The 16445-nt window shown below is 72.8% G+C and carries 15 protein-coding genes; 5 read left to right on the top strand and 10 right to left on the bottom strand.

Features of this window, described 5'->3' with window-relative positions:
* Nucleotides 1–3: 3 nt before the first annotated feature.
* Both SLAV_RS28245 and SLAV_RS28240 read left to right on the top strand, forming a co-directional pair.
* Complete coding sequence (locus SLAV_RS28245) at nt 4–336, top strand: DUF3099 domain-containing protein (RefSeq protein WP_030233491.1); 333 nt, start codon at nt 4–6, stop codon at nt 334–336.
* Between the two features lie 138 nt (nt 337–474).
* Entirely contained in the window at nt 475–729 is a 255-nt protein-coding gene (locus tag SLAV_RS28240; RefSeq protein WP_037687732.1) for a hypothetical protein, read from the top strand.
* A gap of 95 nt (nt 730–824) precedes the next feature.
* On the opposite strand, the gene moaA is transcribed toward SLAV_RS28240, so the two are convergent.
* The 3 genes from moaA to SLAV_RS28225 form a co-directional block, all read right to left on the bottom strand.
* The gene (moaA, locus tag SLAV_RS28235) at nt 825–1814 is read right to left on the bottom strand and encodes a GTP 3',8-cyclase MoaA (protein WP_030233486.1); all 990 of its coding nucleotides are present in this window, start codon (nt 1812–1814) and stop codon (nt 825–827) included.
* Between the two features lie 177 nt (nt 1815–1991).
* The gene (locus SLAV_RS28230; RefSeq protein ID WP_030233483.1) at nt 1992–3629 is read right to left on the bottom strand and encodes a monocarboxylic acid transporter; all 1638 of its coding nucleotides are present in this window, start codon (nt 3627–3629) and stop codon (nt 1992–1994) included.
* Nucleotides 3626–3991 carry a DUF485 domain-containing protein gene (locus SLAV_RS28225; RefSeq protein WP_030233482.1) on the bottom strand — a complete coding sequence of 122 codons (366 nt, stop codon included), beginning with the start codon at nt 3989–3991 and terminating at the stop codon, nt 3626–3628. The genes SLAV_RS28230 and SLAV_RS28225 overlap by 4 nt, the downstream gene beginning before the upstream one ends.
* A 257-nt stretch (nt 3992–4248) precedes the next feature.
* On the opposite strand from SLAV_RS28225, the gene SLAV_RS28220 reads away from it, so the two are divergent.
* Nucleotides 4249–5796 carry a S8 family peptidase gene (locus tag SLAV_RS28220; protein ID WP_030233479.1) on the top strand — a complete coding sequence of 516 codons (1548 nt, stop codon included), beginning with the start codon at nt 4249–4251 and terminating at the stop codon, nt 5794–5796.
* A gap of 92 nt (nt 5797–5888) precedes the next feature.
* Here the strand turns inward: SLAV_RS28220 and SLAV_RS28215 are convergent, their stop codons facing one another.
* The 7 genes from SLAV_RS28215 to SLAV_RS28185 all read right to left on the bottom strand — a co-directional run bounded on the left by SLAV_RS28215 (nt 5889) and on the right by SLAV_RS28185 (nt 12926).
* Nucleotides 5889–6932 (bottom strand): zinc-dependent alcohol dehydrogenase family protein, encoded by a 1044-nt coding sequence (locus SLAV_RS28215; protein WP_030233477.1) that lies wholly within the window; start codon nt 6930–6932, stop codon nt 5889–5891.
* A gap of 28 nt (nt 6933–6960) precedes the next feature.
* The gene (locus SLAV_RS28210; protein WP_030233474.1) at nt 6961–7668 is read right to left on the bottom strand and encodes a lysoplasmalogenase; all 708 of its coding nucleotides are present in this window, start codon (nt 7666–7668) and stop codon (nt 6961–6963) included.
* Nucleotides 7665–8555, bottom strand: coding sequence for a sterol desaturase family protein (locus SLAV_RS28205; protein WP_037687731.1), 891 nt, complete (start codon nt 8553–8555; stop codon nt 7665–7667). The genes SLAV_RS28210 and SLAV_RS28205 overlap by 4 nt, the downstream gene beginning before the upstream one ends.
* 167 nt (nt 8556–8722) lie before the next feature.
* Nucleotides 8723–9943 (bottom strand): amidohydrolase family protein, encoded by a 1221-nt coding sequence (locus tag SLAV_RS28200; protein WP_030233469.1) that lies wholly within the window; start codon nt 9941–9943, stop codon nt 8723–8725.
* The gene (locus tag SLAV_RS28195; RefSeq protein WP_030233467.1) at nt 9943–11232 is read right to left on the bottom strand and encodes an amidohydrolase family protein; all 1290 of its coding nucleotides are present in this window, start codon (nt 11230–11232) and stop codon (nt 9943–9945) included. Before SLAV_RS28195 ends, SLAV_RS28200 begins: the two co-directional genes overlap by 1 nt.
* Before the next feature lie 12 nt (nt 11233–11244).
* Entirely contained in the window at nt 11245–12129 is an 885-nt protein-coding gene (locus SLAV_RS28190; protein ID WP_030233464.1) for an SDR family NAD(P)-dependent oxidoreductase, read from the bottom strand.
* Complete coding sequence (locus SLAV_RS28185; protein WP_030233462.1) at nt 12129–12926, bottom strand: acetoacetate decarboxylase family protein; 798 nt, start codon at nt 12924–12926, stop codon at nt 12129–12131. Before SLAV_RS28185 ends, SLAV_RS28190 begins: the two co-directional genes overlap by 1 nt.
* 112 nt (nt 12927–13038) lie before the next feature.
* Here SLAV_RS28185 and SLAV_RS28180 point away from each other — a divergent pair, with 112 nt between their 5' ends.
* Together SLAV_RS28180 and SLAV_RS28175 are read left to right on the top strand one after the other, a co-directional pair.
* Entirely contained in the window at nt 13039–13665 is a 627-nt protein-coding gene (locus SLAV_RS28180; RefSeq protein WP_030233454.1) for a TetR/AcrR family transcriptional regulator, read from the top strand.
* Nucleotides 13666–13807: 142 nt separating this feature from the next.
* Nucleotides 13808–16420 (top strand): MXAN_6230/SCO0854 family RING domain-containing protein, encoded by a 2613-nt coding sequence (locus SLAV_RS28175; protein WP_030233451.1) that lies wholly within the window; start codon nt 13808–13810, stop codon nt 16418–16420.
* The last annotated feature ends 25 nt before the right edge of the window (nt 16421–16445 follow it).

The following is a 16445-nucleotide window of genomic DNA, read 5'->3' as shown; positions in this document are numbered from 1 at the left end:
AACGTGCAGCGGACGAAGCGGAACGGGGCCGAGGTCTTCCGGATCACCGGGGCCCGGATGGGCCTCGAAGAGGACGTGCGGGGACGGCAGCGCCGGTACGTGATCTCGATGACGATCCGGACCCTGTCGGTGGTCGCCACGGTCCTCCTGTGGAACGTGGAACGCCATGTGGCGATCGTGACGCTCGCGGCGGGTCTGCTGCTGCCCTACATCGCCGTGGTCATCGCCAACGCGGGCCGCGAGTCGACCCCCTCGCTGCCCTCGCACTTCGTGCCGGCCCCGGTGCGCCCCGCACTGGAGGCGGGAAACCTCAATAAAACCTCAGATCAATCATGAAGTTCCGGTGCACCCCACCCGGTCCTGCGTGACATACTGCCTACGCGCTCCGCATCCCCCGTCGGAGCGACGGACCGACGCCGGGCAGCTCCCCCCGTGGCTGCCCGGCGTCGCCCTTCCGTTTGTAGGGTTGAGGCCGTGAACTCCCCTGACTTCTTCTCCGGCTCCGAAGCCGACATCCCCACCTGCTCCGCCAAGGGCTGCCGTGACGCGGCGGTCTGGGTCCTGGCGTGGAACAACCCGAAGCTGCACGCGCCGGAACGGCGCAAGACGTGGCTGGCGTGCGAGGAGCACCGCGAACACCTCTCGCAGTTCCTGGGGGTGCGCGGTTTCCTCAAGGACGTCGTGAAGTTCGACGAGTGGGAGCAGCCCGAGGGCTCGGAACGCCCCTGAGGACCCGCCGGGGCCCGCTCGGGGCCGCCTCACGGCGGGCTCGGGGCGGGCTCGGGCCGCCTCGCGGCAGCCCGGGCGCGGCCCCGGCGGCGGGCTCAGCCGCCGATCGCCGACATGGGGCGGTCGGGCTGGAGGAAGGACGGGTCGTCGAGGCCGGAGCCGGCCTTCTTGCCCCACATCGCCACCTGCCACAGGCGGGCGATCTCCTCGTCCGGGGCGCCCGAGCGCAGGGCGCCGCGCAGGTCCGACTCCTCGGTGGCGAACAGGCACGTGCGGACCTGGCCGTCGGCCGTGAGCCGGGTGCGGTCGCAGGCCCCGCAGAAGGGGCGGGTGACGGAGGCGATGACCCCGACGGTGGCCGGGCCGCCGTCGACCACCCAGCGCTCGGCGGGGGCGGAGCCCCGTTCGCCGGCGCCTTCCTCGGTGAGCGTGAAGCGGGTGCGCAGGGACTCCAGTATGTCCCCGGCGGTGATCATGCCGTCGCGCTTCCAGCCGTGCTGGGCGTCCAGGGGCATCTGCTCGATGAAGCGGAGCTCGTACTCGTTCTCCACGGCCCAGGCGAGCAGGTCGGGGGCCTCGTCGTCGTTGAGCCCCGGCATCAGGACGGCGTTGACCTTGACCGGCGTGAGGCCTGCCTCGCGGGCCGCCGCCATGCCGTCGATGACGTCGTGGTGGCGGTCACGCCGGGTGAGGGTCTTGAAGACCTCGGGGCGCAGGGTGTCCAGGGAAACGTTCACCCTGTCCAGTCCGGCGGCCTTGAGCGCCTGCGCGGTGCGCTTGAGGCCGATGCCGTTGGTGGTCAGGGACATCCGGGGGCGGGGCTCCAGGGCGGCGCACTGCTCGACGATCCCGACCAGGCCGGGGCGCAGCAGGGGCTCGCCGCCGGTGAAGCGGACCTCGGTGATCCCGAGGTGGGTGACGGCGATGCGGACCAGCCGGACGATCTCCTCGTCGCTCAGCAGATCGGACTTGCCGAGCCACTGCAGGCCCTCCTCGGGCATGCAGTACGTGCAGCGCAGATTGCACCGGTCGGTGAGTGAGACGCGCAGGTCAGTGGCCACGCGGCCGTAGGTGTCGAGAAGCACTGGTGGCCCCCTCCCCTGTCCGGATCCGTAGAGCTTGGCGCAGTCGCGGGTACGCGGAAGCGCTGCTTTCGAGCCTACGCGACGGTTGTTACCGCGGGGGAGGCCCAAAGGAACGAGACGTGGCCTGGCCGCGTCGTACGGAACTACGACGCGGCCACGCTGGGTGTTCGGTGGATCTCAGTGCGCCCCTGTTCCGGTGAGGGAGCGGACCTCCAGCTCGGCGAACTTCTGGGGGTCGGCCTCCTCCTTGGACAGTACGGTTCCCAGCCAGCCGAGGAGGAAGCCGAGCGGGATGGAGATGATCCCGGGGTTCTCCAGGGGGAACCAGTAGAAGTCGGCGTCCTTGAACATCGAGGTGGGCTTGCCGGAGACGACCGGCGAGAACAGCACCAGGCCGACGGCCGAGATCAGGCCGCCGTAGATGGACCACAGCGCGCCCTGGGTGGTGAAGCGCTTCCAGAAGAGGCTGTAGAGGATGGTCGGGAGGTTGGCGGAGGCGGCGACCGCGAAGGCGAGGGCGACCAGGCCGGCGACGTTCATGTCGCGGGCGAGCGCCCCGAGGGCGATGGCGACGGCCCCGATGACCACGGTGGACCAGCGGGCGGCGCGCATCTCCTCCTTCTCGGTGGCCCGGCCCTTGCGGATGACGTTGACGTAGATGTCGTGCGCGAAGGACGAGGACGAGGCCAGGGTGAGGCCGGCGACCACCGCGAGGATGGTGGCGAAGGCGACGGCGGAGATGACCGCGAGCAGGACCGCGCCGCCGGTGGAGCCCGCGCCGCCGCCGATCTCCTGGGCGAGCAGCGGGGCCGCGGTGTTGCCCGCCTTGTTGGAGGCCAGGATGTCGGCCCGCTTGAGGAGGGCGGCGGCGCCGAAGCCGAGGGCGATGGTCATCAGGTAGAAGGCGCCGATGATGCCGATGGCCCAGTTCACGGACTTGCGCGCGGCCTTGGCCGTGGGGACGGTGTAGAAGCGGATCAGGATGTGCGGCAGGCCGGCGGTGCCGAGGACCAGTGCCAGGCCGAGCGAGATGAAGTCGAGCTTGGTGAGCCCGTCCTTGCCGTACTTGAGGCCGGGCTCCAGGAACTTCGACCCCTGGCCGCTGTTCTCGGCGGCCTGGCCGAGCAGGGCGGAGATGTTGAAGTCGAACTTCAGCAGCACCAGGAAGGTGATCAGCAGGGCGCCGGCGATGAGCAGGACCGCCTTGACCATCTGGACCCAGGTGGTGCCCTTCATGCCGCCGACGGTCACGTAGACGATCATCAGCAGGCCGACCAGGGCGACCACGGCGACCTTGCCGCCGTCGCTGGTGATGCCCAGGAGCAGCGAGACGAGGACGCCCGCGCCGGCCATCTGGGCGAGCAGGTAGAAGATCGAGACCACGATGGTGGAGGTGCCGGCGGCGGTGCGGACGGGTCGCTGGCGCATCCGGTACGCGAGGACGTCGCCCATCGTGTAGCGGCCGGAGTTGCGCAGCGGCTCGGCGACGAGGAGCAGGGCCACCAGCCAGGCGACGAGGAAGCCGATGGAGTAGAGGAAGCCGTCGTAGCCGAAGAGGGCGATGGCTCCGGCGATGCCCAGGAAGGACGCGGCGGACATGTAGTCGCCGGAGATGGCCAGGCCGTTCTGGAAGCCGGTGAACTGGCGGCCGCCCGCGTAGAAGTCGGCGGCGTCCTTGGTCTGGCGGCCGGCCCAGACGGTGATGACGAGGGTCGCGACGACGAACAGCCCGAACAGGGTGATGATCAGCGGGCGGTGCTCGCTCGCGCCCGCGGCGAGGGTCAGGTGCGGAGCCGGGTGGGGGAAGGCGCTCATGCCCCGGCCTCCATCTCCTGCTTGATGGCGCGGGCCTTGGGGTCGAGCTTCGCGGCGGCGTGCCGCGAGTACAGCCAGGCGATCAGGAAGGTCGTCGCGAACTGGGCGAGGCCGAGGACCAGGGCGACGTTGATGTTGCCGAAGAGCTTGGTCCCCATGAAGCCGCCCGCGTAGTTGGACAGCAGCACGTAGAGCAGGTACCAGGCGATGAAGGCCACGGTCAGCGGGAAGGCGAAGGACCGGTAGGAGCTGCGCAGTTCGGCGAACTCGGGGCTCTGCTGGACGCGTGTGAACTCTTCTGCCGACGGGTGGGCCGGGGCCGGTCCCGCGCCGCCGTGCGGCGGCGCTGCTTCGGTGGTCACGGGGGGTTCTCCTTGTGACGCGGGTGCGGTGGGGACGACGGACAAAACAACCTCCGTGTGGGGGGACGGTGGCGCTGATCCCCCCTGTCAACGGCACGGACGGCGTGTCGCGACGGTTCAACACCGGCGGATTCTCTGAAAACTGATTCCTCGAACGGATGGCGCAGAAGGGAACGTCGACGCTAGGTTCGCGTGTCATGTACCCGTCCGGCGCGACCGCGTGCGGACGGCTTTTTCACGGATGATGTGGAGATCCCATGGCTCATCTGGGACACGGCCGCCGGCGAGCCCTCGCCGTTCCGGTCGGCCTGGCGCTCACCGCCTCGCTCGCCTTCCTGCCCTCGGTCGCGGCCTCGGCCGCACCGCTGAGCGACACGGCGGGCCCGGCCGCGGCCGCGAAGCCCGCCTCCACCACCGGCCCGAAGCTCTCGTACGTGGCGAACCTGACCGCGTACGGGACGGTCAAGCAGGCCAAGAAGGCCGTCGAGCAGGCCGGTGGAACGGTGGTGACGTCTTATGAACAGATCGGCGTCGTCGTCGCACACTCCCAGAACCCCGACTTCGCCAAGCAGCTGCGCGCCCAGCGCAGCCTCTTCGTGTCGGTGGGCGCCACCCGGACGGCCCCCCTCCAGACGGTGCAGACCACCGAGGAGGGCACGACCCAGAAGCTGAGCGCCGCGGACGCCGCCAAGGCCGCCGCGCAGGCCGAGCCGGGACAGGAGCCCCTGGAGTCCAACCAGTGGGACCTGCGCGCGATCAAGGCGGACCAGGCTCACAAGATCAACGATGGCAGCCCGGACGTCACCGTGGGCGTCATCGACACGGGTGTGGACGACACCCACCCCGATCTGGCCGCCAACTTCTCCAAGAGCCAGTCCGCCAACTGCGTGGGCGGCGTCGCGGACACCACGGACGGCGCCTGGCGCCCCTACCCAGACGGCAGCGACCACGGCACGCACGTGGCGGGCACCATCGCCGCCCCGCGCAACGGCATCGGCGTCAGCGGCGTCGCGCCGGGCGTGAAGGTCGCCGGCATCAAGGTGAGCGAGCCCGGGACCAGCCTGTTCTTCACCGAGGCGGTCGTGTGCGGCTTCATGTTCGCCGCCGAGAAGGGGATCGAGGTGACGAACAACAGCTACTACGTCGACCCGTGGATGTTCAACTGCAAGACGGACGACGACCAGAAGGCGCTGGTGGAGTCCCTCACCCGGGCCACCAGGTACGCGGAGCGCAAGGGCGTCCTCAACGTGGCCGCGGCGGGCAACGAGAACTTCGACCTGGCCGCCGACTCGATCCTCGACGACACCAGCCCGGACGACGCCACCCCGGGGCCGCGGACCATCGACCCGAAGGTCTGCCTGGACCTGCCCGCGCAGCTGCCCGGCGTGGTCACGGTCAGCGCGACCGGCGACAAGGGCCTGCGCTCGTACTACTCCAGCTACGGCCTCGGCGTCGTCGACGTCGCCGCCCCCGGCGGCGACAAGTGGCAGGTCCCGGCCACCCCCGACGCCAACGGCCGAGTGCTGTCCACCCTGCCGGGCGGCGGCTACGGCTACAAGCAGGGCACCTCGATGGCCACCCCGCACGTCGCGGGCGTCGCGGCCCTGATCAAGAGCGCGCACCCGTGGGCCACGCCCGCGCAGGTGCAGGCGATGCTCAAGGGCCAGGCCACGAAGACGGCCTGCCCGGACAAGATCTACGACGGCACCGGCAACCTGATCGACGCCGCCACCTGCAAGGCCAAGTGGGGCCAGACCGGCTACTACGGCGCGGGCGTGGTCGACGCGCTCAAGGCCGTCAAGTAACGGCGCCCGCGGGCGGGCCGGGCGGGGTGCTCCCCCGTCCGGCCCGCCCGCACCCGCGCGTCAGGGGCGATGCGGGCCTCGATCAGGGCTGATCAGGGCTTGATCAGGACCTTGAGGGCGCTGCGGTCGTCCATCGCGCGGTAGCCGTCCGGGACCTCGTCCAGGGACACGGCACGGTCGAAGACCGGCGCCGGGTCGATGGCCCCGCTCAGCACGTCCTCCAGCAGCTCCGGGATGTACGCGCGGACCGGCGCGACACCGCCGCGCAGGGTGATGTTGCGGTCGAACATCACGCCGAGGTCCAGGCCGGTGCCGCTGCCGTGCGGGACGCCGACGTAGCCGATGGCCCCGCCGTCGCGGGTGATGTTCACGGCGGTCCGCATGGACTGCTCGGTGCCCACCGCCTCGATGACGGCGTGCGCGCCCTGCCCGCCGGTGAGCTCGCGGACGGCCGCCTCGGCGGCCTCGCCGCGTTCGGCGACCACGTCGGTGGCGCCGAAGAGCCTGGCGATGTCGGTGCGGACGGTGTGCCGGCCGAGGGCGATGATCCGCTCGGCACCGAGCCGCTTGGCGGCCAGGACGCCGCACAGCCCGACCGCGCCGTCGCCGACCACGGCGACCGTCGAGCCCTTGCGGACCCCCGCGCCCAGGGCGGCGTGGTGGCCGGTGCCCATGACGTCGGAGAGCGCCAGCAGGCCGGTCAGCAGGTGGTCGTCGGAGACGGCCCCGGCCGGCAGCTTCACCAGGGTGCCCTCGGCGTGCGGGACGCGGACGGCCTCGCCCTGGCCGCCGTCGTGGCCGACGGAACCCCAGAAGCCGCCGTGCACGCAGGAGGTGTACAGGCCCTCGGAGCAGTAGTCGCAGGTGCCGTCGGACCACATGAAGGGGGCCACGACCAGGTCCCCGGCACGCAGGCCGGAGACGGCGGAGCCGGTCTCCTCGACGATGCCGAGGAACTCGTGCCCGATCCGCTGGCCGGGCTGGCGCTCGGCCTCGCCGCGGTAGGCCCACAGGTCGCTGCCGCAGATGCAGGCGCGCAGGACGCGGACGACGGCGTCCTCGGGGCGCTGGATCGCAGCGTCGGGCACCTCCTCCACGCGGATGTCGTGCGGGGCGTGGATGACGGTGGCGCGCATGGTGGTGCAGCCCTCCGGATCAGTTGGTTCAGTCTTGTATGACTTCCCTACCGTACGCCTGCGCCGGTGCGATCGCCCCCGCGGCCAGCAGGTACTGGGCCGCCAGATAGGTGGCCATGATCCAGAAATCGGGGCGGGGCAGCTGGGGCCACTCCGCGACCCCGGTCGCGATGAGGGTGTCGGAGAGCAGGAACAGCGCGCCGCCGATGCCCGCGGTACGGCCGAGGGCGCTGGACCGGTAGGCCATGGCGGTGAGCAGCAGGCTGTACCCGGCGACGGGGACGCGCAGGCCGGCCGGCAGGTCCCCCCAGAGCAGCGCGACGGTCCCGAGGAGCGCGAGGGCGTACGCGCCCCCGAGCGCGGGGCCCGTGCGGCCGCGGCCGAAGAGCACGAGGTAGCAGACGTGCCCGGCGGCGAAGGAGCCCATGCCGACGAGGAAGGCGGGCTCGGCGTCGAAGAGCAGGGCGAGGTCCCCGCCCCAGCCGAACAGCAGGGCGGCGATCAGCAGGCGGGGCGCGCCGCGGGTGACGACGTGGGCCACCAGCAGCGGCATCAGCAGCGGCTTGGCGATCACGTGCCCGAGGTGCCAGCCGGCCAGCAGCGCGCCGAGGTCGACGGCGGCGGCCACGCCGAAGGCCACGAGCAGCGCCCGCCCGGCGCGGCCGGCCCCGGGCCGCGGCCCGGCGCCCGCCCGGCGGGCCGCCCAGGACGGCGTACGGGAGCCGGCGAAGCTCACGCGGCACGCTCCGGCTCCGGCGCGACGGCGGGCGCACCCTCGGTACGGACCCGCTTGTCGGCGGGCTGCCAGCCCGGCCCCCGGAAGACCCGCCCGGCGCGCTCGCGCCAGCTGTCGGCGGCCCGTACGTCGCGGGCGATGGCGGCGTACTCGTGGGTGGCCACGCGCAGCGGGTTGTGGGTGCCGATGTTCTTGGTCAGCCCGTAGACGGGCCGCTCCGTCTCCCCGACCCAGGACCCGAACATCCGGTCCCAGACGATCAGGATGCCGCCGAAGTTCCGGTCGAGGTAGCCGCCCTGGGAGGCGTGGTGGACGCGGTGGTGCGAGGGGGTGTTGAAGACGTACTCGTAGGCCCGCGGCAGCTTCCCGATGCGCTCGGTGTGCACCCAGAACTGGTAGAGCAGGTTGATCCCGTAGCAGAAGGGGATCGCGGCCGGGTGCACGCCGAGGGCGACCATGGGCAGGTAGAACCACCAGGTGGTGGCGCTGGTCCAGGGCTGGCGCAGGGCGGTGGTGAGGTTGAACCTGCGGCTGCTGTGGTGGACCACGTGGCAGGCCCACAGGATGCGGATGACGTGGTGCAGCCGGTGCTGCCAGTAGTAGAGGAAGTCCTGGACGAGCAGCATCAGCAGGGCGGTCCACCACAGGAACGGCACGCGCAGCGGGGTCAGTTCGTAGACGGCCGTGAAGACGGCGACGACCGGGATCTTCCAGAGCAGGTCGAACCCGATGCTGCCGATGCCCATGGTGACGCTCGTGACCGCGTCCTTGGCGTCGTACCCGGCGGCGTCCTCGTCGGGATGCAGCCGGTAGCTCACCACCTCGATGACGGTGAGCAGGACGAAGGCGGGTATGGACCACAGCACGACATCGGGCAGGTTCGGCATGCCCGCACCATAGAGGCGCCCCACGGGGCTCCGCTAGAGGTTGTTACCGATCGGTATCCATCGATGTTACCGACGGTACCCGCAGGACGGTCCGGGCTTCGGGCGCAGCCCCGCCGGGGCGGCTGACGCGGCTGCCGTGAGCCGCTCCGGCGGGTGCCCGGGAGTGGTCACCAGACGCGGACCGAGGCGCCGCGGGCGAAGGCCGGGCTGGTGGCTTCCGGGGGGATTCGGGTCAGGGGTTCGGAGACCTCCGCGACCAGGGGGCCGTGTTTGGCGGCCACGGAGTCCAGGAGGGGGAGGTCGAAGCCGTAGACGCGGGCCGCGTTGCCGCCGACCATCGCGGCGACCTCCTCGCGCGGCAGGCCCGCGTAGGCGATGCGCAGGCCCTCGCGGGAGAAGGGGGTGGTGCCCTCGTCGTGGGGGTAGTCGCTGCCCCACATGATCTTGTCGAGGCCGATCCGGTCACGCAGCGGGACCTCGTGGGGGCGCATGAAGCTCGCCCCCACGAAGCAGTTGTCCCGCCAGACCTCGCTCGGGGCGCGGCCCATCGACTCCGCGAGGCCCGCCCCGAACTTGGACTCGGCCGTGGCCGACGCCGCGACCAGGCGGCCGTGGTAGTAGTCCAGCATCTCCAGGACGCCCGGGATCCAGCCCGAACCCTGCTCCGTCAGGACCAGTTTCAGGCCGGGGTGGCGGCGGAAGGCCCCGCCGAAGACCAGGTGCCACAGGGCGCGGTGCGAGAACCAGGTGGTCTCCACCATGAAGACGGCGCGGGCCGCCGGTTCCTCACCGAGCGGGGGCGAGGCCGAGCCGCCGTGGTGGTTGACGGGGACGTCGAGTTCCGCGCAGACGGCCCAGATCGGGTCGTAGGCGGCGGAGTAGAGCTCCGGGACGGGTGAGCCCGGAGGGACTCCGGGGAGGAGGACGCCGCCCGTCAGGCCCGCCTCCCGGGTGCGGCGGATCTCCCGGACCGCCTCGTCCACGTCGTTGAGGAGGATCTGCGCCACCCCGGCCCGCCGCCCCGGCGCGTCCGCGCAGAAGTCGGCCAGCCAGCGGTTGTGCGCCTGCAGGCCCGCCCAGCGCAGCTCGTACTCCGCGGCCGTGGGCGGCTGGGTCATCAGGGAGGCCGCGGGGAAGAACGGCGGGATCGTGTTCGGGAAGAGGACCTCCGCGACGATGCCGTCCGCTTCGAGTTCGGCCAGCCTGCGGGCCGAGTTCCAGTTGCGGTCGGCGGTGTCGGCGAGGAGGTCCTCGTACGGGTTGACGTAGCCGGCGGCCCAGGCGTCGAAGGCCTCGTGGTGCCGTTTGGCCAGGTACGGCCGGTAGTCGAGCAGGTCGGCGCCCGCGTGGCAGTCGGCCGAGATGACCGTGTAGCGGTCCCCGGTCATCAGGAGACCCCCAGGACCGGGAAGTCGCCGCCGGTCAGCCAGTGCCGGCCCGTCTCGCGGGAGCGGGCCCAGGAGGCCTCCACCGCCGCCTGGTCCGGGGACTGGCCGAGGTCGGCCGGGGTGGGGCCGATCCGGCGGGCCAGCGGGGCCAGCTTCGCGGTGTCGAAGCCGAAGACCTCGGCCGCGGCCAGGCCCAGCATCCGGCGGGTCTCGGTCACCGGGATGTCGTGGAAGGTCCGGCGCAGCCAGTTGCGGGTGTCGGGCCAGGTGCCCTCGGGGTGCGGGAAGTCCGAGCCCCACAGGATGTTGTCCACGCCGATCTCGTAGCGCTGGGCGAGTTCGCGCCGCTTGGTGTTCGTGGCGCAGATGAACACCTGGCGGTCCAGGTACTCGCTCGGCGGGCGCTTGAGCTCCGCGAACGGGGAGAGTTTCTTGCCCCCGTGCGCCCCGAGGTAGAGCCGGTCCATGAACCAGAGCTGGTTCGGCAGCCACCAGCAGCCCGACTCGGCGATGCCGAACCTCAGGCCCGGGTGCCGCTCGAAGACCCCGGACCACAGCAGGAACCACAGCGGGCGGGCCGGCCACCAGGTGACCTCGGAGACGTAGATGCCCAGGTGGTCCCCGTACTCGTGGCGGGGCGCGGCCCCCGAGTGGGTGACGACCGGCATCGCGGTCTCGGCCGCCGCCGCCCACACCGGGTCGTAGCGGCGGTCGTGGTACGGGGCCCGGTCCACCCACATGGAGGGGATCATCAGGGCGCCGAGTCCGGACTCCTTGGCCCGGTGGATCTCGGCCACCACCTCGGCGGGCTCCGCGGTGATGGGCAGCAGGGCGACCCCGCAGTGGCGTTCGGGGTTCTGCGACACGAACTCCGCGAGCCAGCGGTTGTGGGCCCGGGCGCCGGCCATGCCGAGCTCGGGGTCCTGGTCGCCGGAGAGCCCGAGGCCCACCCCGAAGGGGGCGGCGGTCTGGCTGTCGACGGCGTCCGCGTCGGGGAAGACCACCTCGGCGGCCACTCCGTCGCCGTCGAGTTCCTTCAGCCGCTGCGCGGCGTCCCAGCCGCCCCTGAGGCCCTCCTCGTGGTCGTGGAACCACTTCTCGGCGAAGGCCTCGTTGCGCACCCCGAGCCGGGTGGCCTCCGCGCGGCGGGCGTCGCGCTGGCCGAGGAACTCGTCGAACTGCGGGTGGAAGCGGGAGTCGAGGTAGGGGCGGTACCGCTCGGTGGGCAGTCCCGCGTGGCAGTCGGAGGAGACGATCAGGTACGGGTCTTCGTACGGTGTGTCGGTCACGACGAACACTCCTCAGTCGAGGATGAAGCTCTCCAGGTAGGCGGGGTTGGCGCGGTCGAGCATCGACCGCGACCGGGCGCGGATCTGCCGGTCGCTGTGCTCGCTCGCCGGGAGCATCCAGAACCGGTCGGCGCGGATGCCGTCGACGACGTGCTCGGCGACCTCCTCGACGGGGGTGAAGGCCACCTCGTGGCCTGCCTGCTTCATCGCGGCCTCGTACTGGTCGAGGCTGCGGTACGGGGTCCTGCGCGGCCGCTGCTTCGCGTAGCGCTCGGGCCGGTTGCGGTGGGACTCCCACAGGCCGGTGCGCAGCATGTGCGGTCCGGGGAAGAGGACGGAGGCGCCGACGGCCGCGCCCTCCGCCCTGAGGTGGGCGTACAGGGACTCGGTCATGGTGACCACGGCCGCCTTGGTGACCGCGTAGACGGAGGCGGTGGGCAGGGGGGCGATGCCGCCGTCGCCGGAGGAAGTGTTGACGACGTGCCCGGGGCCGCCGGCGGCGATCATGCGGGGGACGAAGGCCTGGATGCCGTGGAAGACGCCCCAGACGTTGACGGAGAACGCCCACTTCCAGTCGTTGGGCTCGTGTTCCCACATCCGGCCCTCGGCGCCCGAGCCGACGCCCGCGTTGTTGCACAGCACGTGGACGGCGCCGAAGGCCTCGTAGGCGGCGTCGGCCAGGGCGAGCACGGAGTCGCGCTCGCTGACGTCGACGACGCGGGCCAGGACCTCGGCCCCCTCGGCGGCCAGTTCGTCCGCGGCCCCGTGCAGGGCGCCCTCCTCCACGTCGGCGAGGACCACCTTCAGTCCCTCGGCGGCGAAGCGGCGGGCCATGGCGAGGCCGATGCCGCTCGCGGCGCCGGTGACGACGGCCACCTGTCCGGGTTCCAGGCGCATCAGACGCTCCCCTCGGGCGGTCCGTCGAGGATCTGCATCGGGTCGTCGTAGCGCTGGTGGACGTACGGGAGCAGGGCCTGGGCGCTGACGCGCTCGACGGCCCGGCCCTTCTGGTCGGTGGTCTTCTCGCCGATGGTGATCTCCACGACGCGGCGTACGGGGAGATCGGCCACCGGGTCGTACATCGACTCGCGGAGCACCACGTCACCGGTGATGTGCTCCAGCTTGCGGACCTTCTCGTTGCGCGTGCAGTGCACGAGCACCGGGTCGGACTCGAAGCCCGAACCGTCGACCGCGGGGAGGAACTTGAAGTAGAAGTCGGTCTTCAGGACGGGCTCGGGCAGCGGCAGCGGGCGGTCCACCGCCCCGCGCACCTCGACGAAGGCGATCCCGTGCCGGGCGAGGGCGGCCCGGACGACCAGGCCCTCGCGTTCGACGGTTACCTCGCCCAGCTTCTTGGGCTCGCCGAACACCTCGCGGCCACCGGTCAGGGCGCGCTCGTGCGTCATCGGCATGACCAGCGGGTACCAGCCCTCGACGCCGCCGTGCCGGGCGGCGACGGCCACCGAGCCGGCGCCGAGCGGGTAGCCGGGGAGGTCGACCTTGCTGATGTTGGCCCGTACCAGGGGCCGCTCGGCGGGCTTCAGCGGGGGCGGCAGCACCGCCGCCACGACGTCCGGGTCGCTCTCCCAGACGGCCACGACCCCGGTGGACCAGATGTCGGGGAGCTTCGAACTCTTCTCGCGCGACGCCGCGATCTCGGCCTCGGTGCGCGCTCCGTACCGTACGCGTGCCATGTATCGCACCCTCCTTCGGTCGGTCTGTAACACAGTTACACCGCCGCCGATGAAGGGTAAAGACCCACGCACGCACCAGAACTGACGGATCGACAGATTGGCGGACGAGCCCATGGCGAGGAACCCGCTGACCCGTGAGGAGGTACTGGAGGCGGCCGCCTCGCTGGTCAGACGGCACGGTCCGGCGGCCCTGACCATGCGCGGGCTCGCCGCCGACCTGGGCACGGCGGTGACCTCCATCTACTGGCACGTCGGCAACCGCGAGTCCCTGCTCGACGCCCTCGTGGAGCGCACCGTCCAGGAGATGGGCGCCGTCCGCCCCGTCGGCCGCACCCCGGCCGCCCGGATCCTGTCGGTGGCCCGGATCCTGCGCCGCGAACTGCGCGGACGCCCGCACCTGATCGCCATGGTCCACGAACGCGGCCTCACCGAGCGGATGTTCCTGCCCGCCCAGCAGGCCCTGGTCCACGAGGTGCACGCCGCCGGGCTGCGCGGCGCGCGGGCCGCCGACGCCGTGCGCGCGATCCAGTTCCAGATCGTCGGCTTCCTGCTCGTCGAGCGCAACCGCGAACGCTCCCCCGCCCAGTCCCCCGCCGAGGGCGACCTCTGGGACCCCGCCACGGCCCCCGACGACCCGGCCCTCGCCCGCGCCCTGTCCCGCCCGGCCGACCCGGAACGGCTGTTCCTGCTGTCGGTGCGCGCTCTGACGGAAGCCCTGCTCGCGCGGCCCGGGGATTAAGGGTTTGCCCCGCGGCACATGCCGTGATGGGATCCCTGACGCGGGGGCGGCTCCGCGGCGTGCATCCTTCTCTCCTTCCTCCAACGAATCCGCGCGCCCACTCTCCGCCCCCGCTGTGTCGTTCGCGGAGGGGAAATCACGCGTGTCCACCATCGAGTCCGTGCTGCTGCGCCGGCTGCAGACCGTCTACGTCGACCACGCGCCCGGCCCGGACCGGGCCGGGGCGCCGGCACCGGCACCGGCACCGGGCGTCCGGCGGGTGGAGACCGACCTCCTCGACCGGGGCCACGCCCCGACGCCGCAGCTGTACGCGGCCCTGAACGCGCTCGGCCCAGCCGAGCTCGCCGCCGCCGGTGCCCGGCTGAACGCCCTCGCCGACGGGCTGCTCGGCGCCGACCGCACCCACGTCCCGCTCTTCCGCCGCTTCCCGGTCTCGGTCCCCGGCGACACCGACCGGCTCTACGTGGCCAGGGTCTTCAGCTTCCTCGCACAGCAGCCCGCCCAGCCGTGCGTGCTGTGCGGCGAGAGCGGCACCGTCCACCCCGTCTCCCCCTGCGCCCACCTGGTGTGCCGGCGGTGCTGGGACGGCTCCGACTACGCGGGCTGCCCGGTCTGCCACCGCCGGGTCGACCCCGCCGACCCCTTCCTGCGCACCGCCCCCGGCACCCCGCTCAAGGCCGCGCCGATCGGCCCGCTGCGGCTGCTGCGCCTGGGCACCGACTCCGGGGCGGACGCCTTCGGCGAGGCCCGGGCCCTGGTCGCCCGGCGGACCCCGCTCTCCCCGCAGGACCGCGAGGACCTGACCGTCCTGCTGGCCGCCGCCCCGGCGGACCCCGCGTGGCTTCCCGAGGAGATCCCCGTACGGGAGACCAAGGCGCTGGTGCTCGCCGCCCTGCTGCCCGCAGCCGCCGACCGGGCCCCGCTGCTGCGGCACCTGACCACCGCCACCGACGTGCTGCGCCTGCTGGCCGTGCTGTCGGGCGGGGAGGCCGGGCTGCTGCCGCTGCCCCGGTTCACCGCGCTCCCCCGGCCGCTGCGCCGGGAACTCCTCTCGGTGCTCGACGCGTTGAACCCCCAGTACCTGGTCGAGGACCTGCTGCGGCATCCGGTGGCCTGGAAGCGTGCCGCCGAGAGCCTGCACCCCTTCGAGCGGCACGCCCGGCACCCGCGCGCCGCGCTCGGCTTCGCCGTGCTGCGGGGCACCACCGTGTCCCCGGCGACCGCCTTCGGCTCCGCCCTGCTGGAGTCGGCCGCCGCGCACCCCGAGGCCGTGCGGGTCGCCGGGGACCGGATCCTGCCCGCCACCTGGGCCGGCCGGCTGGAGCGGGCCCTCGCCTCGGGGGACGCCGCGGGCGCCGTCGTACTCGCCGGGCAGCGCCCGGGCGAGCTCGTACGCCGCCTCGACCATCTGCTGCGGCTGCACCCGGGCGCGGAGCCGCTGCCCGAGCTGCGGCGGGCGCTGTCGCACGCGCTGCCCTCCGTCGGGCCGGGCCCCCTGCTGTCGGCGCTCGGCGCGCTGCGGACCCGGGCCGAGGACCGGGCCGGGGAGCGCAGGGTGTTCTTCCCGCGCGGCCGGGTCGCCCGCGCCCAGGTGGTGTGGGAGGAGCGGCCCCCGCTGCCCGCGCCCCTCGTCGAGGAGGTCACGGCCCTGCTGGAGGCGGAGGTGCTGCGCCGGTTCGGCGGCGCCGAGGGGGATCCGTACGAGCTGGCCGTGCTCGACTCCGGGCTCGGGGAGCTGACCGTGCCCTTCGGTGAGCGCACCGCCGCCAAGGCCCTGGTCGCCGTCCCGCGCGGCAGCGTGCAGCGGCTTCCGGAGGGCGAGGTGCTGCGACTGTTCCTGCACTGGACCGAACCCGAGGGCAACCGCACCGACCTGGACCTGTCCGTCGCGTTCTTCGACGCCGACTGGAAGTTCACCGGCCTGTGCGACTACACCGCCCTGCGGCACGGGCCGGACGACGGCGCCGTCCACTCGGGCGACCTGACCTCGGCGCCCGCGCCGGACGGCGCCACCGAGTACGTGGACCTGGACCCGGCCGCCCTCGCCCGCCACGGGGACGCCTTCGCCGTCCCGGTGGTGTTCAGCTACAACAACGTGCCCTTCGAGGACCTGCCGGACGCCTTCGCCGGGTTCATGGGACTGGCGGCGGACGCCCCGCGCGACGCCTCCTACGATCCGCGCGCCGTCCGCCAGCGCTTCGACCTGACGGGCGCCTCCCGCGTCTCGATGCCGATGGTCGTGGACCTGGCGGCCCGCCGGGCCCTGTGGGCGGACGTCCACCTGCCGCCGTCGGAGGGCTTCCAGAGCGTCCGCTCGCACGGGGACCGGCTGGCGTCCGTGGCCCGCGACGTGTGGGAGCACTTCGGCTCGGGCACCCGTACGACCCTGTGGGACCTTGCGGTGTGGCGGGCGGCGGCCCGCTCCCGCGAGGTGGCCGTCGTACGCCGGGCGGCACGTCCGGGGCTGCCCGACGAACTGTGGGTGTACCGGGCCGGGGAGCGGGAACCGGTGGCCGGTTTCGCCGCCCGGGTCGCCGCGCTGGAGGAGCCCCGGGAACGGCTGACTCCCGCCGACGCCGACGCGGCCGCAGCCGAACTGGCGGCCGGGAAGCGGGTCTTCCTCGCCACCGTGCACGCGGTGCCGACGCCGCGGGAGGCTTCGGGGACGGCGTACCGGCTCTTCCCGGGGCCTGGCGAAGTGGCCGGATCCCTCACCCCGGTGAGCGCCGGGGACCTCGTGGCGGAGCTGGGATGAAGGGCCATCGGGCCACGGCTGTCGG

Source organism: Streptomyces lavendulae subsp. lavendulae, assembly GCF_002803845.1.
Taxonomy (GTDB): Bacteria; Actinomycetota; Actinomycetes; order Streptomycetales; family Streptomycetaceae; genus Streptomyces; species Streptomyces lavendulae.
Note: the sequence above shows the minus strand (reverse complement) of the source record. Positions and strands in the feature narration are given on the sequence as shown.